Genomic DNA, 22,552 nt, shown 5'->3' with positions numbered 1-22,552 from the left:
ACCTCCTTTTTAATATCTTATTTTGAGCGTTGTATGATTAAGTGATCTTATGTGTGCTAATTATAAACCTTTGACTATTGAACAAGCGAAGCAACTTGAACTTCCGCTTATTCCTTTTGAATATGCGGATGAGGTTTATCCAAGTTATAAGACTCCTTTATTGTTTAAATCGGCACAAGGTTTGGAGTGGCGTGAGGTGTTATTTGGGTTAGTGCCTAAATGGTCTGAAGATACCAATATCACGAAGCATACTTATAATGCGCGACACGAAACAATTTTTCAGAAGCCAAGCTTTCAAGAAGCCGCATCTAAGTGTAAGTTTGGTGTTATCCCTGTCTCAGAGTTTTATGAAAGTAAATATATTGATCATAAGCCGCAAAGATGGGGAGTTCGCCGTAAAGATGGCAAAGGTTTTTTTATTGCGGCACTTTATGAGATTCGAAAATTAAATGATCAGATTATTCGTTCTGCAACCATGTTGACCATGAATGCAATTGACCATCCAATGATGAAAGATTTTCATGAGCCAGGTGATGTAAAACGATCAGTTGTGGTTGTTCCTCACGATCGTTTAGATGAATGGCTGAGTTTAAAACAACCGAATCAACTCTTCGATTTTATGCAAGGTTTCCCTGTAGAAGAATTTGAATGTTCATATGTGCCTAAGGCAAAGATAGAAAAAATCACACCACAGTTAAATATGTTCGATGCATTCTAGCGTTTTATCATCCAAATAAAAAAAGGCTTCAAATCGAAGCCTCCCTCGCTAAGCAAAAATCAACGCGCAAGATTTTTAAACATAAGCTTTAGAATTTCCATGGTTTTTTCAATTTGAAGGGGCGTTAAGCCATCAAAAGATTGTTCCAAAATAACAGAAGTTAGATCATTGATTTTGATGACCATTTCCTTACCTTTATCGGTTAAATAAACGCGGGTAATACGGCCGTCATCTTTACAAGAGTAGGTTTCGATGTAACCTTCATCTTTCAAGCGATAAACAATTTTGGTTGTAGTAGACATTTTTGAAATGACCATATCCGAAAGTTCGGAGACGCTTGCATGAGGTTTAACTTCTAATGCAATTAAAATACGACGGCGAGAGTTGTCTAAACCATATTTCTTGAGTACGTTGTCAATATTTTGAACGTACTGAGAATTTACTTGAGAAATCCAATAGTATGGAAAATCTTCTAGCTTAAATGATTCGGCTGTAGGTAAAAAACGCGCATATTTCTTTGTCATTTACTTCTTTCCCATGCTTGTATATCGAGCAATATAGCGTCGCTCTTAGATTCCATGAAATGTCTACAATTTATCTGCTAAAAAAACCTTTTCTGATTTTTTTATCATTTCATTGATAGCAAATCTACCAAAGATAATTATGAAACTATCTTTATAAATGATTAAGGGAATTATCACAAAATTCACATAAATTTGTAATGAATAATGTATTTCCTGAATCATTTTATTTCAGTGATATTCCTACAATTTTGCATTTCTGCTTATTTGTAGAGTAATCGTATTGTAGGAAAAAAATACGCGTTTTGACGTGACTTTTTTATAAAAAATTCTGTCTAAAATGTCATAAAAATACAAAATCATTATATTTATAAAATAAATAATCGTTAAATATATAAAAAATACATGTGTTTGTTTTAATCATTTGGTTAAAATTTGATGGAAAAGAAGTGATAAGTAATGTTGAATAAATACATGCTTTATCACACTTTATAGCGAGGAGACTTAAATTTATTACTTTAAAAGTGTTATTTATTAAGATTTTCTAATCAATAATATTGTTGGATAAGAAAAATTAATTGATAACACAAGAAATAAAAAGTCATACCTAGCAAATCGTAGCTATCAAAACACAATAAAAAAACGCATCTAAACTGGATTACGCGTTTAGATGCGGAAAGTGTGAATCTAAAATAGGAGATAGATGCAGAGGATTAGACTGTTAATTCATTTTCAATAATAGGCCATAACTTCTGATGTGATTTTTTAAACATTAACATATGCCCAATCTGCTTATAGCCATGTTGTTGAGGTTTTAGCTCAATTAATTTGGTTTTGGCATTTGGATATAAACCTAAGAGCTCTTTGACGTTTGCTTGAGTAGCAATCTCATCATCAGTAGCCCAAAATGAAGTAATAGGGCATTGAATTTCCTGATGATAATCTTCAAATATGGTTTTACCCACTGCGTTCATGACATAACCCGGTTTACTGCAAAATTCCGCCCATTGCTTCGCCACATTTTTGGGTAAATTTTCGCCCATTCCGATAAATTGTGTCGCTCCATATCCTTTGATAAAGCTAGAGACTGGGAAAATTATATTAAACATAACGGGTGCTAAAAATTTGGTCTTGCCTTTTAATCCTTTTACATGTCCAGTAGAACCTGCAATTGCGACTACTTTAGCGACTTTGTCATAATTGGGGTTAATACCAAGTAACTGCCCACCAGCACTATGCCCAATGATAATTACTTTCTCAGATTGTGTTTGATGCAATAAGCTGTCAACTGCTGCGGGGATGTCTAAGATTCCCCAATCGTTAATACTGGCCGTGGAGTTTTTCAACGGCTCATGTAGTGATTCTCCGATTCCTCTAAAATCAAAACTTAGAACAGGGTAGCCTCGTTGGCTTAGCCATTCAGCGAAAGAATGATAGAACGTTTTTGTAATGCCTGTTGCAGGGCAAATCAAAATTGGATAATTTTTGCTGTCAACTTGTGCTGGATAAAATTGGGCAGCCAGTTGATAGCCATCTTTACAATCGATCCAGCATGATTCATAGGTATTCATTTGAAAATACTCTTGTAATTGCATCTTTTTACTTTACCTGAGTTCTAAAAAGAAACTCGATTAAAAAATGACTGCAAAGTCAATTTTTAGGTAATATAGGTGCGCATAATGAATCATATTTATATTGGGGAGATGAGATGTATGTTTTGAGTAGCGCGACACAAATTGCGATTGTGTTTAGCGGGATTTTTTTATGGGTTGGTATGCTGACAGGGGTTTGGAAGTATTATCAGATTAGAAAAACAGAACAAGCACGAGCTCATTATTATGTAGATATTGCCCATCGGAGTAGTCTACTTTATGCGGCTGCAAGTCTAATTCTTGCTGTTTTAAGTCACTTTACTGTTTTATCAGCGTCCATCGCTTTGTTTTGTGTCATTGCCAATTTATTCTTTTTTGCGATGTCTATTTTGACTTATATCATCCATGGAATTTTAAGAGATACAACCAATCAATTCAAACAACCACATCAATTAGGTCGGTGGACACTTCCTGCTTGGGCAATGAGTTTAATTATGTTGAGTTTAATTATTGTTGAACTGGGTGCGACAGCAGTATTGGTATTTGGAACCATCGCTAAATTTCATTATTAAAAAAATGGATGATTACTCATCCATTTTCCTTAAAGATTTTATCTTACGTGCGAGGCTGAGCTGTCGGAATTTTTGATCAACGACTGCCCATACACAAAATGCCAATGAGACAATCAGTGCGTAAACAAAATATTCAGGTTTCAAGTTGCCTTTAATTGTACCCTGAACTAACAGTGTCGCCATGAGTGCAAGTGTGGTAATGGCATAAATAATTGAGTCATTGGTCTTCAGAGTGTTAATGAAGACTTGCTTGTTGAAATGTGTTGATAACATCTCCATCCCTCCTTGTCTTAATGACAAAACCATGTGATTTTGTCGGAATTGTTATTTAAGTTGTACTGTGATTTTCTCTGTATTTCAATAGGTAAATCTATAATTTTTTTGAATAAGTTTATATTGGTATTGATTGTTAAGGTTTTTTAGTATTCTTAATGTGTATTGTTGGTATTTTTTGTTAAATATCAACTCCATTTTTTTACATTTTGAAAAACATATCAATGCTATTCATCAGCGTTAATTGGGGATTCGGGTATGAAAAATGCGATGTTTTATGTGGGATAGCGATGTTTAATGTTTAGGTGAGAATAATTTGTCGTAAACAAAATACGTCCATTGGGTAAAGGAACATTTTTTGTATAGCTAAAATCATGTTTGGGTAAAACACTATTTTAACGACAAATTATTTTATCTTTTTGTTGCTAGCACTCGATCCACAATCATTGCAATTACAAGAATGATTAAAGATGGAAGTAACCATGCAAGGTTTTGTTCATTTAAGGGTAATTGCTCAATGAATGTAGGTAAGTGAGTACCAAAGCCTGCTGCTTTAATGGCTTCGATGATACCAAAAAGGAAAGCAACACCAGTCACTGAACCGACGACAATAGAGGGCTTATTCCAATATTTCCAAAAAAAGCTCAGCATAATCACCACAATTGCAGGTGGATAAATTGCGCTCAAAACGGGAATTGAGAAGGCGATCAACTTGGTTAAGCCTAAGTTAGAAATTAATAGTGAAAACCCTGTGAGAATAAACACCAACAATTTGTAAGGTAGACCAGTCAACTCTGTGAAGTATTCGGCGCATGCGCAGGTTAAACCAATTGCTGTCACCATACAGGCAAGGAAAATCAAACCTGTGAGGAAATAAGAGCCATAATCGCCAAATGCGTGCTGTACATAGGCATGCAAAATAATTGCACCATTGTCTGCATTTGCAGCGACTTCATGGCTACCTAAACCAAGCTTAAATAAGCTGACATAAACGAGAGTAAGCCCTACACCCGCGATCAGACTTGCGATGATGGCATACTTGGTTATGAGTTTAGTGTCAGTTACGCCACGAGACTGAATCGCTTGAATGATCACAATACCAAAGACTAAAGCGCCTAACGTATCCATGGTCAAGTAACCACTGACAAAACCTTCTGAAACTGGACTAGCCACGTAGTTATTGATGGGTGGTGAGATCAATCCAGTCGGTATGGCAAATGCAGCAATACCGAGTATTGCCAACGCAATAATTTTTAATGGTGCAAGTACATGACCTACAGTATCTAAGAGTTTGTTTGGGTAAAGTGAAATAGCCGTAACAAAAGCAAAGTAAATGATACTGTAAATAAAAAGGCTGCTGCTTGATGTTCCAAAGTAAGGCGCAAAGCCAATCTCATAGGAAACAGTAGCGGTGCGTGGGGTTGCAAATAGTGGCCCTACAGTTAAATAGCAGACGATTGTAAGCAATAAACTGGCAAAACGTCCGAGTGGTGAGCTGATATTTTCAATTGAACCTTGGGTGCGAGACAAGGCCATGATGGTAATAACAGGAAGACCAACTGCGGTGATTAAGAAGCCAAATGCAGCAAGCCACACATGTTCACCAGCTTGCTGGGCAACAATGGGAGGAAAAATAATATTGCCAGCACCAATAAACAGTGCAAAGGTCATAAAACCTAAAGCAATAATATCTCCTGTACGGAGTTGGTTCATAAAAGAGGGGAGTTTAAAATAAAAGTGCGAATTTTAGAGCATAAGTGCGGTCATTTGAAACTAATTTATGTGAAAGTTGCTTTATTTTTGGCTAAAAAGACCGCATTAGAACTTTACAGTGTTATGCCTTCATTGAATTTGTTAAAAGCCAGAGCAGGTATCATGTTTGCTATCGTTTTTTCCTGTGATCATAATTGAAATTAAATGTAAAATAAAAATGCTGTTTTAGTCATAAAATGATTGAAGATTTGATGGTTGAAGCGTACAACTATCTGAAATACACAATGCAATACTTGATCTGCATTTTTCGAATTAATTTGTTTTTTATAAGGAATATCTCGGATGAGAGCTTCTACTGTGACCATTAAAACAGAACAGGATATTGAGAGATTACGTATCTCAGGTCGTTTGGCGGCACAAGTATTGGAAATGATCGGTCCTTATATAAAGGCTGGTGTTTCAACTGAATATTTAGATGATATCTGTAATGATTATATCGTCAATACATTACAAGTTATTCCTGCCAATGTTGGCTATCACGGTTTTACCAAAACCACCTGTATTTCGGTCAATGAAGAAGTGTGTCACGGAATTCCTTCTGCGAAAAGGATTTTGCAAGATGGTGATATTCTAAATATTGATGTTGCTGTCATTAAAGATGGTTATTTTGGTGACACCAGCCGTATGTACTTTGTGGGTGAACCTGCCTCGGAAGCAAAAAAATTAGTCGAAACAACTTACGAGGCGATGTTAGCGGGTATTCATACGGTGAAGCCAGGTGCAACATTGGGTGATATTGGTCATGCCATTCAATCTGTAGCGCAACGTGAAGGCTATAGTATCGTGCGTGAATACTGTGGTCATGGAATCGGGCGTGTTTACCATGAACAACCGAATATCTTGCATTATGGTCAAAAAGGTCAAGGCATGGTATTAAAAAAAGGAATGGTTTTTACCATTGAGCCGATGGTCAATGCTGGAAAGCCACAGATTAAAGAGTTAAGTGATGGTTGGACGGTGGTCACCCAAGACAAATCACTATCAGCGCAATGGGAACACATGGTAGCAGTTACTGATGATGGTTTTGAGTTATTGACCCCGTGGCCGAATGGAACAGGTCATTATCCTAGTATTTAATTATGAACACTGCGAAGTACAGCAAAGGTTCGATATTTTAATATCGAACCTTTTTTGTTGCACACTGAGCCAGTTGCTCAACCAAATAGTCGATAAATACCCGTACTGCCGGCAATAACCCTCTACGTGAAGGATAAACGGCATGGAAAATACCATGTGGTGCAGTCCACTCAGGCAATACTTTCACCAATTGACCAGATTGAACGAAGTCTTGTGCGATGCTATCAGGTAGCAAAGCAATACCACAGTTTTGACTAGCTAATTCAGCGAGCATGAGTAAGTTTGAACCCATAATGACAGGATTCACTTTGATTTTTTTCTGTAGTTTATTTGGGTCGGTGAGTAAGAAATGTTGATCGAGATGATCTTCAGCCATACTGATAATACGATGATCGGTCAGTTGTTCAGGTGTGCTTAAATGTCCAAATTCATTTAGGTAGGCTTGGCTGGCAAAGAGGCGTTGCTCAATGGCTTCAAATTCTCGTAAAACTAAATTTGGATCATCATCTAATTTCGAGCGAACACGTAAGGCTACATCTACTCCCTCGTTGATGACATCAATGCGACGGTTACTCACCATCATTTGTACTCGCACCTCAGGATATTTCTTTAAAAAATTGGGTAGGATTTTCGTCATTTGATTTTGAGCAATATCAACTGGAACGCTGACTTTTATGACACCACGAGGTTCACTACTTAAATGATTCACCGCATCATGCGCTGCTTGAGCGGCATTCATCATCACTTGAGCATGTCGATAAACATCCATACCAATATCTGTTACAGCAAAATGACGTGAACTACGTTGGATGAGACGCACGCCTAATTGTTCTTCAAGATTATAGACTCTACGGCTGAGTTTAGACTTTGGGATTTCTGTGGCGCGTTCCGCAGCACTAAAGCCCCCATGTTCAACGACAAGGGCAAAACAATAAAAATCATCTAAATCAGTTAACATTATTCAATTCCATTTCTGCAACATTCATTATTTTATAGACATATCGTTGCAAAAATAAGTGATGAGTAGAGGTTTTTTGTGAAGCATAAATTCTTTTATAATCTTTAAAATTTTTTGAAATAATCAATATGCCTTATCAACTGGTTGAAGTGTCTAGCGCTATAGCAAATGTTTGCTGCCCTCATTGTGATCATGCAGTATTAGATTGGGAGCAAGAACAGTATATTCAGCCTTGTGAACATACTTTGTTTATCGCAATGGATCTAGGTTTTGAGTATATAGCTGATCGTTTTGAAGCGGCATTGCCACAGTCTGTTGATGAAATTCATGAAGATCCAAACATGAATGTTTTTCTCAGTGTCACACAAGCCAATTATGCTGTAATGCAAATTTATAAAGCAGATTTAGGTGTGGAAGGTCTGTTTAGATATATTGGTTTTAGTCAGAATTGAATTTAACTCAATAAAAAAGCCAATCATTTGATTGGCTTTCGTTTGTACAGCTTAGGCTTCAGGCGCCGCGCTGTGTTGTTCAACTAATGGTTTTAACTCACCATTTTGGAACATTTCAAGCATGATATCGCTACCACCAATAAGCTCGCCGTTTATCCATAATTGTGGAAAAGTAGGCCAGTTCGCAATTTGAGGTAAAGTTGCACGAATATCTTGATTTTCTAAGATATTTACATAGGCAAATGGACGACCAATTTGGCTAAGTGCTTCTACTGCACGAGCAGAAAAACCACATTGCGGGAATTGTGGAGTGCCTTTCATGTAAAGTAAAACAGGGTGTTTCGCAATTTGATCACGAATTAACGCTACTGTATCACGCGCTTGTTCCGTCATTAGATAGATCCTCAACTAAACTTTCGACATTATATACCTAAAAAAATCGCTTCGCGGGGGATTACTCAAGATTTTTCTTATATAAATGTGAGTTTACGCTTTCAATCTACGCAAGTTTTTGCTTATATAACTTTTTTCCCCACAACTAATGATAGATTGAGTTTGTTATGACTAATATTACTCTTGCGCCTGTGCAACCTGATCAACCATCACATATTATGGCAACCTATGGTCGCCAAGCGATCAGTTTTGTGCGAGGACGAGGGGCATATTTATATACAGCAGATGGCACAGAGTATTTAGATGCTTTAACGGGCATTGCTGTATGTGGCTTAGGTCATGCACACCCAGTTATCGCAGCAGCAATTGCTGAGCAAGCCGCAACATTGGTGCATACCAGTAATCTATTTGAAATTCCTTGGCAAACAGCCGCATCCCAGAAACTTGCAGAGGTTTCTGGGATGGAGGAAATCTTTTTCTCAAATAGCGGTGCAGAATCAAATGAAGGGGCAATTAAAATTGCACGTAAATTTGGTGCACAACAAGGCATAGCCAATCCAAAAATTATTGTTGCTGAACAATCGTTTCATGGTCGTACCTTAGCGACTTTATCTGCGACAGGAAATAAAAAAGTTCAAGAAGGCTTTGCGCCGCTTGTTGAAGGTTTCGTCCGCGTTCCATTTGGCGATATCGAAGCAATTCAAGAAGCGGCTATTCATCATCCTGATATTGTTGCGATCTTAATTGAACCGATTCAAGGTGAGGGTGGTGTCAATACAGCACCTCAAGGTTTTAGTTATTTGGAAGAAGTCCGTGCCTTATGTAACCAACATAATTGGTTGATGATGCTCGATGAAATCCAAACAGGGAATGGACGTACTGGTAAATACTTTGCCTATCAACATACCAATATTATTCCAGATGTAATGACCACAGCCAAAGGTTTAGGCAATGGTTTTCCTGTTGGTGCTGTGATGACGCAGGGCAAAGCTGTTGGGATATTGGGAGCTGGTAGTCATGGTTCGACTTATGGCGGTACTGTACTTGGCTCTCGTGTGGTCTACACCGTAATAGATACGCTTCAACAAGAAAATGCGGTTGAAAACGCGGCAAAAGTAGGCGCGTATATTGTTGAAAAGTTACGTGAGCAATTGACAGAGCAACACGTTCAAGTGCGTGGTTTTGGCATGATGATTGGGATTCAGTTACCAAAAGATTGTGCTGAGTTGGTTGCGATTGCGCGTGATCAATATAAATTAATCATCAATGTCACAGCAGGTTCAGTGGTACGTTTGTTGCCGCCTTTAAACATGACACAAGATCAAGCCGATGAGTTGCTCAAGCGCCTCGTTCCTATGATTCAAGATTTTTTGGCCGCATAACGGTAAACTAATCGAAATAAAAATGGGCAATTTCTAAAATTGCCCATTTTTTGTTAAGCATATAGACCCCCCTTCTTTATGAAAGGAGGGGTGGGGAGGATTTTTAGCCAGAAATATATTGTTGAAGCTGTTCAATGAGAATACGTTGATCATCCATCGCAGCTTTAACCAAGTCACCAATTGAAATAAAACCCACAAGTTTCTCATCATCAAGTACTGGTAAATGGCGTAAATGGCGATCAGTCATCAATTGTAAGCATTCTTCTACGGTATTGTTTAGACTGACTGAAATAACCTTTGAAGTCATAATATCCGCAACAAGTGTGCTGTTTGAAGAACGTTCCATCAATGCAATCTTACGGGTATAGTCACGTTCTGAAAAAATACCGATGACTTTTTCATCTTCAGCAACGACTAAAGCACCTACACCTTTGTCCGCCATAATTTTAATCGCTTCAAGTACAGTCGCATTTGGTGAGATTGTAAAAATTGATTGTACAGCTTTATTTTTTATGACTTGAGCAACGATTGTCATTGTTTATCCACCTGTGTTGTATTGTCATTTTCATTTAACTTAACGGTATTTTTTTTAATTGCAAAGCCCTAATTTAATTTCAATGATGACTTTTTAAGCATTTATAAGAAAAAGCCATCATTGAGTCGTTCTTGACTGCACTAAGCGGCAATAATTGGTTGCTGCGGCATAAAAAAGAAATGCTGCATTTGCTGAGTTGAAAGTTTAAATTTGCAATGAGACGAGTTAAAAAGGGCTGGTTCAACTTGTAAACGGGTAAGTAATGGAAGTAAGGATTCATGAAAATCCTTTGGTGTAATCTTACGAGGTGTGTAGTGTTTCCAGTTTGATCGTGCATAACGATGTGCTTGCACACCATTCAGCCAAAAAGGGAATACATGCCCATCCTGATCAGACGTGATCGCCCAACCATCGTGATAAAGTCCCCATAGAACGCCACAATACATCATGGTCTTGAGAATCGAGATTTTGATCATCAACTCTCGTGATACTGGCTGGAAATGATTGAACCTATACATATTATTAAACTAATATTATTTAAACTTATGTTTTATTATAAGAAATTTAGATGGCATTTATGTTTAAACTATTCATCAAAATCGTAAGCAAATATTCTTAAGCATTACAAAACGCCACCTGAGCAAGCCAAAGCGACTAAAGCTTTGGCGCAGCGCAAGATAAGCGAAGCGCGTAGGTTAAAAGCGATTGTAGCTTTGGTGCAGTGCAAGACAAACGAAGTGCGTAGGTTAAAAGCGACTAAAGCTTTGGTGCAGTGCAAGATAAGCGAAGCGCGTAGTATTCTGGGAATAATATTTTTATTTAGTATAGGCATAAAAAAACGCCACCTGAGCAGATCAAAGCGATTAAAGCTTTGATGTAGCGCAAGGACGTTTTATCATGCTTGTAAGGTTGCCATCTTCTGCCAATACTGGGCTTTCAGGGAGTCACGTTCGACTCGGAAACCTTGGTAGTACAACTCTGCTAAAAATAATGCCGCTTTCCCGTGACCTGCTTGGGCAACTTGTTCAAGCTCTTTCACGGCGTCTAGAAAGTTTTTTTGCGACTGGATTGTATTTACCGCGTTTGCATAAACATGTTCTAGTTCATGTTGTGTAAAATGTTGAATCATATATAACTCCTTATTTTAATTATGATTACCGCATATTCTATTCAAAGCTACATTGCTCTGAATTTAAGCTAATTTAACATTGTATTGTGAAGTTATTATGACAAAATTAATGGAATTGTCAAATATTTAACTCGCTTTTACATTCATTCGCTTTGTTTAAATAAAAGCTTACACGATTAAACACTGTGAACAAGTAATTTTAAGTAAAATCAAAGTGAAAATAAAAGAAAAGGAGAATAACATGTCAGCTATCATAGATGGTTTAAGCTTTGATATTCCGCCATCAGAAAACCAAATTATTGCTCTGGCCCATTACCATCGTAAGTTGCTCGATGAAGCAGTATTTCATCAAGAAATCCATTTGGGTGACTATTGTCTTGCACAGCGTAAACGCGTTTATGATTTTGCAATTCGTCTAACGCCTGAGCAAAAAGATCGCTTTTATGAAATTTATAATGGAGAGTTGATGCGTATTGCTGACGATGATGAATTACATCCAGCGGATGCTGAAAATGGTGTAGGGATGTTTGCAATCTTTATTAGTTTGGCGATTATTGCACTGATTCTGTACTTTGCTTTTGTTCGAACGCTGATGGGTTAGTGTTTTGCGATCTCCTTTAGGGGTTGCGTTATTGTTGGAAAAACAGCCTATAACGCAACCATCTATGAAAGATCGCTAAACTTGATGCTTGTTCTTAGTGAATCAGAGACATACACTACTTCATAACACTGAGGTAGGTTATGTTGTCTATCATTTCTAAATATAAAGTCTTGCAATCCAAGTTCGGATTTAAATTTGACCATTTTTACAATATTTTGGTCAGTCTTATTTTATTGGGTATTTTTATACTTGCGTATGGTGCATTACAGCACCCGATTAATAATTTTCAATATCAGCACATCATTCAGCTTTCACAACAAGCAAGCCACCCCAAAACTCAAGATATGGCTGAGAATGTGCTGCAACAACATCAAGTGCGCCGTGTAGAGTATCTGAAGCTTTTGAATGCGTATCAATTTGAATCAAATCGTATTCGACAGTACCCAGCAATGGCCAAAGAAGATGAATAAGTTTTAGCTGATTGACTTCCATTTATAACTGAATGCTTGGTCTTGATCAGTAAAAAATAGGATTTTATGCTAGACTGGCCATCTTCTAAAAAGCTGCTTTTTTCTCAAGGAATCGACATGCAACAGCAATCGAATATGCAAAATAAATTCTTGATAAATGCTGATATCGGTGATGATGATGTCACGTTGCCGAGTTTACCTGCTGTCGATGTTCCAATTATTGAACCTGTGCAGACTCAAGTTGAAGTTACTCCAGTTATTGAAATTTCAGAATCAACGTCAGAATCAACGTCAGAATCAGAGAACGATGATCAACAAAAAGTAGGTGGTTTCTTTGGTCGAATGAAAGATGGTTTGACCAAAACTCGTCGCAGTTTTACGGATGGGATGGTCAATATTCTTATTGGTGGTAAAGAAATTGATGATGAGTTATTAGAAGAAGTTGAAGAACAACTACTTGTTGCTGATATCGGTGTTGATGCGACTAAAACGATTATTGCAAACCTGACTGAAAGAACTGCACGTGGTGATTTGATTTATTCAAATGCTTTGTATAAAGCTTTGCAAGAAGAGCTAGTCGCTTTACTTGCGCCACGTGTAAAACCGTTACATATCGATCCAAACAAATCACCTTATGTGATTTTGATGGTCGGTGTAAATGGAGTGGGTAAAACCACAACGATTGGTAAGCTTGCAAAACGTTTACAGGGTGAAGGCAAAAAAGTCATGCTTGCGGCAGGCGATACCTTCCGAGCTGCGGCTACTGAGCAATTACAAATTTGGGGTGAGCGCAATGACATTCCTGTGGTTGCTCAAGGCAATGGTGCTGACAGCGCCTCCGTGATTTTTGATGCTTTTGAAAGTGCACGTGCCAAAGGAATGGATGTTTTAATTGCCGACACCGCTGGTCGTTTGCAAAACAAATCACACTTAATGGAAGAGCTTAAAAAAGTGAAACGTGTGATGCAAAAGATTGATGCGACTGCGCCACATGAAATCATGTTGATCGTAGATGCGGGCACGGGTCAAAATGCGATTAATCAAGTACAATTATTTGATGAAGCAGTAGGTTTGACGGGTATTACGATTACCAAGTTGGATGGTACAGCGAAAGGTGGTGTGTTATTCAATATCGCTAGCCGTACTCATGTGCCAATTCGTTATATCGGTGTGGGTGAGAAAATTGATGATCTACGTCCTTTCTCAGCGAAGTCATTTGTTGCTGCATTATTTGAAACAGATAAATAAGTTCTGATGATATTAGGAACTCCACTTTATGATGAGGTGGAGTTTTTTTTGCTCTAGAAAAAGAGATATGTTGCGAAAATAGAACGATCTGTTATGTTTTTGGGGCTATGCCTAAAAAATGAAGCGTTATAAACTGACCTCAATCCAAGATAACTCCCTTTAGGTCATAGGTAGGAATAACAACATGAGTAACTTTTTAAATAGTATCAAAACACGTCGTACAATTTATGCAATTGGTAAAAACGTTTCAGTTGATCAAGTAACCATTGAAGAAACCATTCGTGAAGCAGTAAAACAAAGTCCATCTTCATTTAACTCACAAACCTCACGTGTTGTTACTCTATATGGTGAGTCTCATAGCAAATTTTGGGAAATCGTTCGTGAAACTTTGCGTAAAATGGTTCCTGCAGACGCATTTGCAAATACAAGTGCAAAAATTGATAGCTTTGCGGCTGGTTTTGGTACGGCATTGTTTTACGAAGATCAAGACGTTGTAAAAGGTTTACAAGAGCAGTTCGCACTGTACGCAGATAACTTCCCAGTATGGTCTGAACATTCAAGTGCGATTGCTCAGTTCGCGACTTGGACGGCATTGGCTGAAATCGGTGTGGGTGCTTCATTACAACACTACAATCCAATTGTAGATGCCGAAGTTGCTGAAACTTTTGATATTCCAGCAAATTGGAAATTACGCGCTCAGCTTGTATTTGGTTCAATTGAAGCTCCAGCCGGCGAAAAAACCTATATGGATGATGCAGTACGCTTTAAAACATTTAATTAAGTTTAAATTGTTGTTAACCCAAAAGAGCACTTAATGTGCTCTTTTTGTTGTAATAAGAAAAACAGCAAAATTCGCCAAAAGCAGTATGGTATTTAGTATGAAAAATGGGTATATATCTTAATAAGTCGTATTCTTAGGATAGATCGTTCGGCTTATTGTCATAAAATAGTCACAATCTCGTAGCATAGTGCATACGATTTCATAAATAGTTTATATCGAGAAGAGTCTAATGTCTTTAAGAGTTGGTATTGCTGCTTTCGGGTTATTATTCAGTGGTTCAGTCTTTTCAGCGGTTACGATCACTGCACCTGAAGAAATTGTGATTCTGGCTGTAAATGGTCAAGAAGTGAATTCAGGATTACTTCCTTCAAGTAAAAATAACTATCAAGTTGATGCAGGTGATTTAACGGTTAATGTTCGTTACCGTGAGTATTTTGAGCATTTAACTGGCGAGCATGGCATTGTCAAATCTGGTGTGGTTACGATACAAGCTCAAAACTTAAAGGATAATCAAAGCTATCGTTTAGCTCTGGTCAATGCACCAAAAGATTTTGAAGCTGCAAAAAAATATGCTGAACAGCCGACCGTTGCACTCTATGATCAAAATAAACAACTCGTCGTACAGCAAACGGGTGCAAATAATGAAGCGAAACCTTGGTTCTCGGGTAATAATTTATTAAGTCGTACTTTGGATTTGACCCAAAAAAATAAGAATAATACGGTAAATCAACCAGCACCAGTTACGGGTAAAACACAAGCAGCCGTTGCTAGCGCACCAGTCGCTGTAACTACTGCTGCTACAGTTGGTGCAGTGAAAACGACAGATCAACAATTGGTTGAGCTGTGGCAGCAAGCTTCTAAAGCGGAACGTCAAAAGTTTATGGCTTGGTTAGCTGGTCAAAGCAACTAACTTATCCATTGTTTTATAAAACCGATGTTATCATCGGTTTTTTGTTGAATGTCCGAAATAGAATAGAAATGCATTTAAATATTAGAAAAGTAAAAAATGATGATTTAGAACAGCTTGTTGCATTAATTAATATCGCTTATCGAACTCAATCAAGTCGAAGTTGGACAACTGAAAAAGATTTTATTTGTGGGCAACGCATTACCCAACAGCAATTAAGTCACGCATTGGAACAATCTCGATTTGAATTGTTCGTCGCTGAAAATGAGCTTGGGCATATTATTGCCTGTATAGGGTTAACCTTTGATAAAACGAGAGTTGAAATTGGCACCTTTGCCATAGATCCAACGCTGCAAAACTTAGGATATGGGCGTGAGATGCTTCATTTCGTAGAGGAATACGTGGAGGAGTATTATCCTGCAGTTGTGAGTTTGATGATGTATGTATTGGATGTACGCTCTGAACTTATTGCTTATTACCAGCGACGTGGATATCAAGTGACTGGGCGAAAGGAGTCTTATCCGCTAGAGGCAGGTGTGGGGCAACCCCTTGTACCAACGCAATTGATTGAAATGAGAAAATTAATAAACAGAAACGTATATCGGTAAAATCTTAATGAATTGAGTGATCTGATTAAAAAATACAGTTTTGGTAATTTCGTTGTAATGACAAAGTGTTGATATTGCGATGTGGATGAGATATTGATAAAACCTCAATTGGAATTCATATCAAAAAAAGAGGAAGCGAATCCACTTCCTCTTTTCATTTGATCTGTTGGGCGTTAATTACCGATCCAGATAAAGTAACCCAAAATCATTAATGGCCATGCGATATAAGGACTGAATAACCATTTCCACAACCAGAATCTTGGTATAAACCCAACGCCATGAATGAAGCCACCTGAGATACCAATCATTACCAACATGAGTAAGCTATGATTATAGTGTCCGTTCGCATCGAGCATCAGTGATGGATGTACCAATAAAATAGCAGCAAGTGGCAATGCCAACAAAAACGAAACGGTCATTGCAAGCACTTGAGCTTTACTATTCTTCGGGGTTGACATTGCTTTCGCCATTTTATTATTCCTCATCTAAATTTTGATGATGTTCGATATACAGTGCGCTGAGCACACCTGCGAAACATGCCATCAAAATGCCTAGAATCCACGCAAAATACCACATTTCACATCTCCTTGATTTAATACAAACTATGTGAGTTTTCTTCAATGTGTTTGTTGGTGATGACACCCCACATTTTGTAATAAGACCAAGAGGTATAAATCAAAATGAGAGGAACAAAAATACATGCAGCAACAGTCATCACACCGAGTGTTTTATGACTAGATACTGCATCCCACATGGTCAAGCTTGAAACAGGATCTATGTTTGATGGCAATAAGAATGGAAATAATGCAAAGCCCGCAGTCAAGATTGCACCGACAATCATTAAGCTCGTGCCAGTGAAACTCACAGCAGCTTTATGTTTGGTTGCACTGATGATCACCAATATTGCACCTAGAATTGCAGCAATAGGCGCGGCGATCGTCATTGGAAAAGTCGTATAGTTATTTAGCCAACCGTGATTGGCATTGGTCACAACTTCTTTTGCAAGTGGGTTTAACGCAACGTTGGTATCAACCGCTGTAGCGTAGCTAAAACCTTCAATATTTCCAAACCATAACCAAGCACCAGCCGTTAAGAAGCAAATAAGGAAGATAGTAGCCATGATCTGTGTCGCTTTAGCAGAGCGTTGATAGAGCGCTCCATCTGTTCGCAACATCAACCATGCACCGCCATGAGCACAGAGCATTGTTAGGCTTACAACACCACAAATGAGCGCAAATGGGTTGAGCAATGCAAAGAAGCTTCCCGTGTATTGCGAGCGTAACGTGTCATCCAAACCGAAAGGTAAGCCCAGAAATAGATTTCCAAATGCAACACCAAAGACAAGTGCAGGAACAGCACCACCGATACATAGACCCCAATCCCAAGCGTTACGCCACTGGGTATTTTCTAGTTTGGAGCGATAGTCAAATCCGACAGGTCGTAAAAAAAGCGCAAAGAGGACCAGTAGTAGTGCCCAATACATACCAGAGAAGGCAACGGCATAGACCATTGGCCATGCCGCAAACAGTGCACCACCAGCAGTAATAAACCAAACTTGGTTACCATCCCAGTGTGGTGCGATTGTGTTAATTGCGGCGCGGCGTTCAGAATCAGTTTTACCTACAAATGGCATGAGTGCCATTGAACCCATGTCAAAACCATCGGTGAGGGCAAAGCCGATCAATAAGACACCAACCAATACCCACCAAATAATTTTTAGTAATTCATATTCGATCATGGTTGAGCCTCCACTGTTTCTGCTTCTAGTTTTTCAAAGTGATATTTACCAGTGTGCAAAGAGCTTGGGCCTAGACGCGCAAATTTGATCATTAGGTACATTTCAATAATAAGCAGTACGGTATAGAACGCTGCAAGCGCAATAATTGATCCCCAGACATCACCAGCACTGACACTCGAAGCCGATAGATGGGTTGGTAAAATCTCACCAATAGACCATGGTTGACGACCACCTTCAGCCACATACCAACCTGTTTGCGCTGCGATCCATGGGAGTGGAAGCGAGAATAACGCAAATTTGAGCAACCAAGGTTTGTCTTCGGCATTGCGTTTGGCAACAGCCCAAGTCGCTAAAAGGAAGAGTACGAGCATCAGGAAACCAGACGCGACCATGGCGCGGAAAGAGAAAAATAATGCTGCTACGTTCGGAATGGTATCTTTGGTTGCAGCTTGAATGTGTGCTTCAGTCGCATCCACCACGTTTGGAGAATATTTCTTCAATAAAAGACCATAGCCTAAGTCTTTTTGATTTTTCTCAAATGATGCGAGTAACTCCGGAGAGCGATCACCCGCACGAAGTTTTTCTAACTCACTATATGCCACCATACCATTGCGAATACGGACTTCATGTTCTTTCATCAAGTCATGTAAGCCAGTGACTTGTTTATCCGTTGATCGAGTTGCGATAAGCCCCATTGCATAAGGAATCTTAATCGCATAGTCGGTACGCATTTCTTTTTGGTTAGGAATACCAAATAAGGTAAATGCTGCTGGGGCTGGTTCAGTGTGCCATTCTGCTTCAATTGCTGCGAGTTTGGTTTTTTGCACATCACCCAACTCATAACCTGATTCATCACCTAGTAAAATGACAGACAATGTTGATGCTAAACCGAAGATTGCTGCAATCGCAAAAGAACGACGTGCAAAGGGCAAGTCACGTTTTTTTAACAAGTAATAGCTTGAGATCGCGAGAACAAAGATCGCGCCAGTAACATAGCCAGCTGAAACGGTATGCACAAATTTGACTTGTGCCACAGGATTGAATATCAACGCACCGAAATCCACCAATTCCATTCGCATGGTTTCATAGTTAAATGCTGCACCGACTGGGTTTTGCATCCAAGCATTGGCAATCAGAATCCATAAAGCTGACATGTTTGAACCAATTGCGACCAGCCACGTTACACCTAAATGCTGAAATTTAGAGAGTCGATCCCAGCCAAAAAAGAACAAACCAATAAAGGTTGATTCAAGGAAGAATGCCATTAAGCCTTCAATTGCGAGGGGTGCACCGAAGATATCGCCAACATAGTGCGAGTAATAAGCCCAGTTGGTACCAAACTGAAACTCCATGGTTAAGCCAGTGGTGACACCCAAAGCGAAGTTAATCCCAAAGAGTTTTCCCCAAAACTTGGTCATGTCTTTATAAATTTCTTTGCCTGAAATCACATAGGTGGTTTCCATGATGGCCAGAATAAATGCGAGACCTAAAGTCAGCGGAACGAAAAGAAAGTGATACATCGCAGTCATTGCAAACTGGAACCGCGAAAGATCGACCACGCTTTCAGAAATCATCAACGTGTCTCCTGAGTGTTAGATGGATTGCCTGTAATACGCTCGGCAACTTGATTGTTAAAATCTTTTGGAATCGTTGGTGCATCAAACCAAATGTGTTTAATGACCAAGAGAAGGATTACTTTAATAATAAGAATGATCGCGATTTCTCGAATTAATCGCCGATTTTGATCATTTGAAATTATGTTCATAGAACTGCATTTCATATTAAGCGGGAGATTCTTTTATTATTAATTAAAATGCATTGAAAATAAAATTTATGAGGTTTTGATGGGTTTGTTTTCATTAATTATGTTTTAAATCAATGGTTTATATTTATTTTTTATAATTAATTTTATTAACCAACTAAAATACTTTGTTTTCTGTATTTTAAATCCGACTAAATTGCTTATAATTAAGAAATATAAATCAAATTAAAATGGTTGGTTTTAATTTGATTTAATCTATTTTAAAGTTGATTGAAATGGTATGAATTAAATATATATAATATTTACATGCAGTTGCGAATCTATAGCTTAAAATAAAGAAGATTTAGATTAAATAGTCATTAGAACCAAGTATTTTAGTCTGGATTTGTTAATGTAAATGCAATTCATTTCTTTTTTTGTTTTTTGCTCAAACTTGAATTTTAAGCGAGTAGACGAGAGCATTATTTTGAAGCAACTTTATTGTAATTTTTTGTAAAAATACGGACTAAACTCGAACTTAATCTGGGGTGAACAGTTTATTTGAAATCGATATTTTTTTTGCGAGATAATATGCATTGGATTTTTGGCTGATGAGGAGCACTTGGGATTGAAGTTCTAATTCACCATATTCTGGCTCAACTTGAACATAATAAAGTTGTCCGAATTCATCACGCACGCGTGCTTGTGCAGAAAACCCTGGACGTGCATTCCCTGTGGAAATTGTGGCTAAACGGCCAACAAGATTGGCGTGGGTCTGATTGACTTTTGGCTTGATCACTTGATCTAAGCAATGGATCATAAATACCGTAAAAAAAATGTCGATGATTAATGCAGGTATAAAGAGGTAGTAAGGGGAAATGAAATAATGCTGGATAGCAAAGAAAGAAAGTTCAAGAAAATAACCCGCAAAACTAAAGTTAATCAGTAAAAACACGACGATTAAATATTTAGAAAATTTAACATCTAATAACGGTGAGTTTAAAATCCATTCAGGTGTAAATTTTTTTACTAAAGAACTTGGTCGTAAACCAATCAGAATCCCAATCGTTTCTGCAATGCTGAGCAAAATTAAAGCAACCACGCTCATGTGAAATGGCATCAGGTAGTAATTAAAAAAAAACTCAGTCATCGCAGAATTCTAGCTTAGGTATTAATCAATGATATAAATACCACCATCGGAGTGGACTTCCAAGTTTACTTTTTCAAGAAAGTCACCCAGACATGGTCCAGAAATGCATTCGCCCGTTTCTACAGAAAACAATGCACCATGAGTAGAGCATTGAATATATTCACGATCTTGATCTAAAAACTGATTTTCTAAATACTCAAGCTCTGTTTGCAAATGCGGACAAACATTTTGATAGGCATAAAAGTTGCCATCTTTTTGAGTAACGAAAATGGTTGTTCCTTTTAAAGTATCGTATGCACGAGACTCACGTTCAGGGACTTCCTCAGTCATGCAAATCTTTTCCATGTTAAGCACATTCCTGTTGCGATGTTTTAAATTGCTCAAATAGTTTAGCGTAGTTATCGACAGCTAAACGAGGTCCAAATTGGGCAACAACTTCACTTGAAATTAAGATCGCGAGTTGAGCTGCGGCTTCTAAGCTTAAACCTGCATTGATTGCATATAAAAATGCACCTGCAAATGCATCACCAGCACCATTCGCATCTACGGCATCAACATGACGACCAGCGACATGGAACTGCTGTGCAGGATCGATAATCATTGCGCCGTTTGCACCTTGGGTAATGACGATATGTTGATTATTTAATTTTAATACGTCAATTGCATCATTAAGATTTTCTGTATTGGTAAACATCAATGCTTCTTGTTCGTTACAGAACAATAAGTCAACACCATCATCCAATAGTTCTTCTAAACCTTGACGTGCGTATTGCACCATTGCAGGATCGGAAAGCGATAGTGCGATTTTAACGTCATGTGCTTTTGCTATTTCTCGCGCTTGTTTTACTGCCTTGCGTGCAGTATCACTGGTCGATAAATAGCCTTCGATATATAGCCATTTCGCCGTTTTTAATGGTTCAAAGTCGATTTGTTCAGCCGTTAATTCAGCGGTAATGCCGAGATATGTGTGCATGGTACGTTCTGAATCTGGGCTAATCAGTACCATACAAGTACCTGTTACGCCTTCACTGATGGATTGTATGGCTGTTTTGATGCCAGCGTCATTTAAACCTTTTAGGTAAATTGAGCCTAATTCATCATTCCCAACGCGACATCCATAAAAAGCTGTACCGCCTAATGCACTAAATGCAACCGTTGTATTGGCTGCTGAACCACCACTGGCTTGACCTTTATAAGTCTGTGTATCTTGTAATTTTTGGTATAACGCCGCTTGCGCATCACCATCAGCCAACTGCATCGTACCTTTTTGCAATGCTTGTTGTGTTAAAAACTCATTTGAAATCTTAAATTCTTGGTCAATGAGTGCATTTCCAATTGCAAAAAGATCAACAGTTGCCATGTTTGTCATCACAGTAAAAATCAAAAACTAAAGTTTACACCAATGCTCAGGATTACTGTAGTTTGTTGAAAAAAATTCAGGTGTTGAATGGATTAGGATGAAAGAGAGGAATAAATGGTTAGATTGGATAAGTTAAGGATTGAAAAGGTTTTAGATTTACCAGTACAGCTTGATGCCCTCATTGAGTCTTCTAAAATTGAAGGTTTTAGGTTTTTAGAAAGGCTAAAGTATGATTTTCAAAATGGTGAAAATTGTTTTAATCAGTTTGGTGAAGCTTTATTTACTGTATATGAACAGAATCGTTTGATTGCCATTTGTGGGCTTAATCAGAATCCATATGATGACTATGATGTAAATAAAGTGGGGCGCATACGTCGTTTTTATATCCATCCTCTTTATCGTCGAAAAGGTGTAGGGCATCATTTGTTATCGTATATCGAGCGATATGCACGGGCTTATTTTAATGAGCTGCAATTGTTTACGGATACTGAAAATGCAGCTAATTTTTATCAAATGATGAGATATGAGAAGGTTGCTTTGCCTCATACGAATTTTAGAAAGATTTTTATGTGA

The 22,552-nt window shown here is 38.1% G+C and carries 29 protein-coding genes; 12 read left to right on the top strand and 17 right to left on the bottom strand.

All coding sequences use genetic code 11. From position 1 onward, the window contains the following. Positions 1 to 49 precede the first annotated feature (49 nt). Positions 50 to 718, top strand: a complete 669-nt coding sequence (locus F991_RS10985) for an SOS response-associated peptidase family protein (protein WP_004671362.1) — start codon at positions 50 to 52, stop codon at positions 716 to 718. A gap of 59 nt (positions 719 to 777) precedes the next feature. Here the strand turns inward: F991_RS10985 and F991_RS10980 are convergent, their stop codons facing one another. Both F991_RS10980 and F991_RS10975 read right to left on the bottom strand, forming a co-directional pair. Beyond that, positions 778 to 1,242 carry a MarR family winged helix-turn-helix transcriptional regulator gene (locus F991_RS10980; RefSeq protein ID WP_004671360.1) on the bottom strand — a complete coding sequence of 155 codons (465 nt, stop codon included), beginning with the start codon at positions 1,240 to 1,242 and terminating at the stop codon, positions 778 to 780. 710 nt (positions 1,243 to 1,952) lie between these two features. Then, complete coding sequence (locus F991_RS10975; protein ID WP_034595639.1) at positions 1,953 to 2,810, bottom strand: alpha/beta hydrolase family protein; 858 nt, start codon at positions 2,808 to 2,810, stop codon at positions 1,953 to 1,955. A 137-nt stretch (positions 2,811 to 2,947) separates the two neighbouring features. Between F991_RS10975 and F991_RS10970 the strand changes: the two genes are divergently transcribed. After that, the gene (locus tag F991_RS10970) at positions 2,948 to 3,403 is read left to right on the top strand and encodes a hypothetical protein (RefSeq protein ID WP_004671357.1); all 456 of its coding nucleotides are present in this window, start codon (positions 2,948 to 2,950) and stop codon (positions 3,401 to 3,403) included. Positions 3,404 to 3,415: 12 nt separating this feature from the next. Here F991_RS10970 and F991_RS10965 read toward each other — a convergent pair whose 3' ends face one another. After that, complete coding sequence (locus F991_RS10965) at positions 3,416 to 3,676, bottom strand: hypothetical protein (protein WP_004671356.1); 261 nt, start codon at positions 3,674 to 3,676, stop codon at positions 3,416 to 3,418. A gap of 411 nt (positions 3,677 to 4,087) precedes the next feature. Next, a complete protein-coding gene (brnQ, locus tag F991_RS10960; RefSeq protein ID WP_004671355.1) occupies positions 4,088 to 5,389 on the bottom strand; it encodes a branched-chain amino acid transport system II carrier protein in 1,302 nt (433 codons plus the stop codon). Between the two features lie 342 nt (positions 5,390 to 5,731). Here brnQ and map point away from each other — a divergent pair, with 342 nt between their 5' ends. Then, positions 5,732 to 6,526 (top strand): type I methionyl aminopeptidase, encoded by a 795-nt coding sequence (gene map / locus F991_RS10955; RefSeq protein ID WP_004671354.1) that lies wholly within the window; start codon positions 5,732 to 5,734, stop codon positions 6,524 to 6,526. Between the two features lie 37 nt (positions 6,527 to 6,563). Here map and F991_RS10950 read toward each other — a convergent pair whose 3' ends face one another. Further along, entirely contained in the window at positions 6,564 to 7,484 is a 921-nt protein-coding gene (locus F991_RS10950) for a LysR family transcriptional regulator (protein ID WP_004671352.1), read from the bottom strand. 128 nt (positions 7,485 to 7,612) lie between these two features. Here F991_RS10950 and F991_RS10945 point away from each other — a divergent pair, with 128 nt between their 5' ends. Beyond that, a complete protein-coding gene (locus tag F991_RS10945) occupies positions 7,613 to 7,936 on the top strand; it encodes a hypothetical protein (protein WP_004671350.1) in 324 nt (107 codons plus the stop codon). A 51-nt stretch (positions 7,937 to 7,987) separates the two neighbouring features. Here the strand turns inward: F991_RS10945 and grxD are convergent, their stop codons facing one another. Beyond that, positions 7,988 to 8,329 carry a Grx4 family monothiol glutaredoxin gene (gene grxD, locus F991_RS10940; RefSeq protein ID WP_004671348.1) on the bottom strand — a complete coding sequence of 114 codons (342 nt, stop codon included), beginning with the start codon at positions 8,327 to 8,329 and terminating at the stop codon, positions 7,988 to 7,990. Between the two features lie 167 nt (positions 8,330 to 8,496). On the opposite strand from grxD, the gene F991_RS10935 reads away from it, so the two are divergent. Continuing rightward, positions 8,497 to 9,711: an aspartate aminotransferase family protein gene (locus F991_RS10935; RefSeq protein WP_004671346.1), complete on the top strand. Its 1,215-nt coding sequence runs from the start codon at positions 8,497 to 8,499 to the stop codon at positions 9,709 to 9,711. 103 nt (positions 9,712 to 9,814) lie between these two features. Here F991_RS10935 and F991_RS10930 read toward each other — a convergent pair whose 3' ends face one another. The 3 genes from F991_RS10930 to F991_RS10920 form a co-directional block, all read right to left on the bottom strand. Next, entirely contained in the window at positions 9,815 to 10,246 is a 432-nt protein-coding gene (locus F991_RS10930; protein ID WP_004671344.1) for a CBS domain-containing protein, read from the bottom strand. Between the two features lie 140 nt (positions 10,247 to 10,386). Then, positions 10,387 to 10,764, bottom strand: a complete 378-nt coding sequence (locus F991_RS10925) for a DUF2750 domain-containing protein (protein ID WP_034595035.1) — start codon at positions 10,762 to 10,764, stop codon at positions 10,387 to 10,389. A 377-nt stretch (positions 10,765 to 11,141) separates the two neighbouring features. Then, complete coding sequence (locus tag F991_RS10920) at positions 11,142 to 11,375, bottom strand: SEL1-like repeat protein (protein ID WP_004671340.1); 234 nt, start codon at positions 11,373 to 11,375, stop codon at positions 11,142 to 11,144. A gap of 241 nt (positions 11,376 to 11,616) precedes the next feature. Here F991_RS10920 and F991_RS10915 point away from each other — a divergent pair, with 241 nt between their 5' ends. The 6 genes from F991_RS10915 (at position 11,617) to F991_RS10890 (ending at position 15,990) form a co-directional block, all read left to right on the top strand. Then, complete coding sequence (locus F991_RS10915; RefSeq protein WP_004671338.1) at positions 11,617 to 11,976, top strand: hypothetical protein; 360 nt, start codon at positions 11,617 to 11,619, stop codon at positions 11,974 to 11,976. 140 nt (positions 11,977 to 12,116) lie between these two features. Continuing rightward, entirely contained in the window at positions 12,117 to 12,446 is a 330-nt protein-coding gene (locus F991_RS10910) for a hypothetical protein (protein WP_004671335.1), read from the top strand. 117 nt (positions 12,447 to 12,563) lie between these two features. Continuing rightward, complete coding sequence (ftsY, locus tag F991_RS10905) at positions 12,564 to 13,694, top strand: signal recognition particle-docking protein FtsY (protein ID WP_004671332.1); 1,131 nt, start codon at positions 12,564 to 12,566, stop codon at positions 13,692 to 13,694. A 184-nt stretch (positions 13,695 to 13,878) separates the two neighbouring features. Beyond that, positions 13,879 to 14,475 carry a nitroreductase family protein gene (locus tag F991_RS10900; RefSeq protein ID WP_004671331.1) on the top strand — a complete coding sequence of 199 codons (597 nt, stop codon included), beginning with the start codon at positions 13,879 to 13,881 and terminating at the stop codon, positions 14,473 to 14,475. 229 nt (positions 14,476 to 14,704) lie between these two features. Beyond that, the gene (locus tag F991_RS10895) at positions 14,705 to 15,385 is read left to right on the top strand and encodes a YccT family protein (protein ID WP_004671330.1); all 681 of its coding nucleotides are present in this window, start codon (positions 14,705 to 14,707) and stop codon (positions 15,383 to 15,385) included. A gap of 68 nt (positions 15,386 to 15,453) precedes the next feature. Then, a complete protein-coding gene (locus tag F991_RS10890) occupies positions 15,454 to 15,990 on the top strand; it encodes a GNAT family N-acetyltransferase (RefSeq protein ID WP_004671329.1) in 537 nt (178 codons plus the stop codon). A gap of 173 nt (positions 15,991 to 16,163) precedes the next feature. On the opposite strand, the gene F991_RS10885 is transcribed toward F991_RS10890, so the two are convergent. The 8 genes from F991_RS10885 to F991_RS10850 all read right to left on the bottom strand — a co-directional run bounded on the left by F991_RS10885 (position 16,164) and on the right by F991_RS10850 (position 21,979). Further along, positions 16,164 to 16,460: a cyd operon YbgE family protein gene (locus F991_RS10885; RefSeq protein WP_004671328.1), complete on the bottom strand. Its 297-nt coding sequence runs from the start codon at positions 16,458 to 16,460 to the stop codon at positions 16,164 to 16,166. A 4-nt stretch (positions 16,461 to 16,464) separates the two neighbouring features. Further along, complete coding sequence (cydX, locus tag F991_RS17225) at positions 16,465 to 16,566, bottom strand: cytochrome bd-I oxidase subunit CydX (RefSeq protein WP_000270276.1); 102 nt, start codon at positions 16,564 to 16,566, stop codon at positions 16,465 to 16,467. Between the two features lie 16 nt (positions 16,567 to 16,582). Then, on the bottom strand, positions 16,583 to 17,728 hold the full coding sequence (cydB, locus tag F991_RS10875; protein ID WP_004671322.1) for a cytochrome d ubiquinol oxidase subunit II: 1,146 nt from the start codon (positions 17,726 to 17,728) through the stop codon (positions 16,583 to 16,585). Then, the gene (locus F991_RS10870; protein WP_004671319.1) at positions 17,725 to 19,302 is read right to left on the bottom strand and encodes a cytochrome ubiquinol oxidase subunit I; all 1,578 of its coding nucleotides are present in this window, start codon (positions 19,300 to 19,302) and stop codon (positions 17,725 to 17,727) included. Before F991_RS10870 ends, cydB begins: the two co-directional genes overlap by 4 nt. Further along, positions 19,302 to 19,493 carry a cytochrome oxidase putative small subunit CydP gene (gene cydP / locus F991_RS10865; protein WP_034595551.1) on the bottom strand — a complete coding sequence of 64 codons (192 nt, stop codon included), beginning with the start codon at positions 19,491 to 19,493 and terminating at the stop codon, positions 19,302 to 19,304. The genes F991_RS10870 and cydP overlap by 1 nt, the downstream gene beginning before the upstream one ends. Before the next feature lie 514 nt (positions 19,494 to 20,007). Continuing rightward, complete coding sequence (locus F991_RS10860; RefSeq protein ID WP_004671317.1) at positions 20,008 to 20,619, bottom strand: OB-fold-containig protein; 612 nt, start codon at positions 20,617 to 20,619, stop codon at positions 20,008 to 20,010. A 21-nt stretch (positions 20,620 to 20,640) separates the two neighbouring features. Then, positions 20,641 to 20,949, bottom strand: coding sequence for a Rieske (2Fe-2S) protein (locus tag F991_RS10855; RefSeq protein WP_121930323.1), 309 nt, complete (start codon positions 20,947 to 20,949; stop codon positions 20,641 to 20,643). Positions 20,950 to 20,965: 16 nt separating this feature from the next. Then, a complete protein-coding gene (locus tag F991_RS10850) occupies positions 20,966 to 21,979 on the bottom strand; it encodes an adenosine kinase (protein WP_004671314.1) in 1,014 nt (337 codons plus the stop codon). A gap of 114 nt (positions 21,980 to 22,093) precedes the next feature. Here F991_RS10850 and F991_RS10845 point away from each other — a divergent pair, with 114 nt between their 5' ends. Further along, positions 22,094 to 22,552 (top strand): GNAT family N-acetyltransferase, encoded by a 459-nt coding sequence (locus tag F991_RS10845; RefSeq protein WP_004671312.1) that lies wholly within the window; start codon positions 22,094 to 22,096, stop codon positions 22,550 to 22,552.

This window comes from Acinetobacter sp. CIP-A165, from assembly GCF_000367985.1.
Lineage (GTDB): Bacteria > Pseudomonadota > Gammaproteobacteria > Pseudomonadales > Moraxellaceae > Acinetobacter.
Note: the sequence above shows the minus strand (reverse complement) of the source record. Positions and strands in the feature narration are given on the sequence as shown.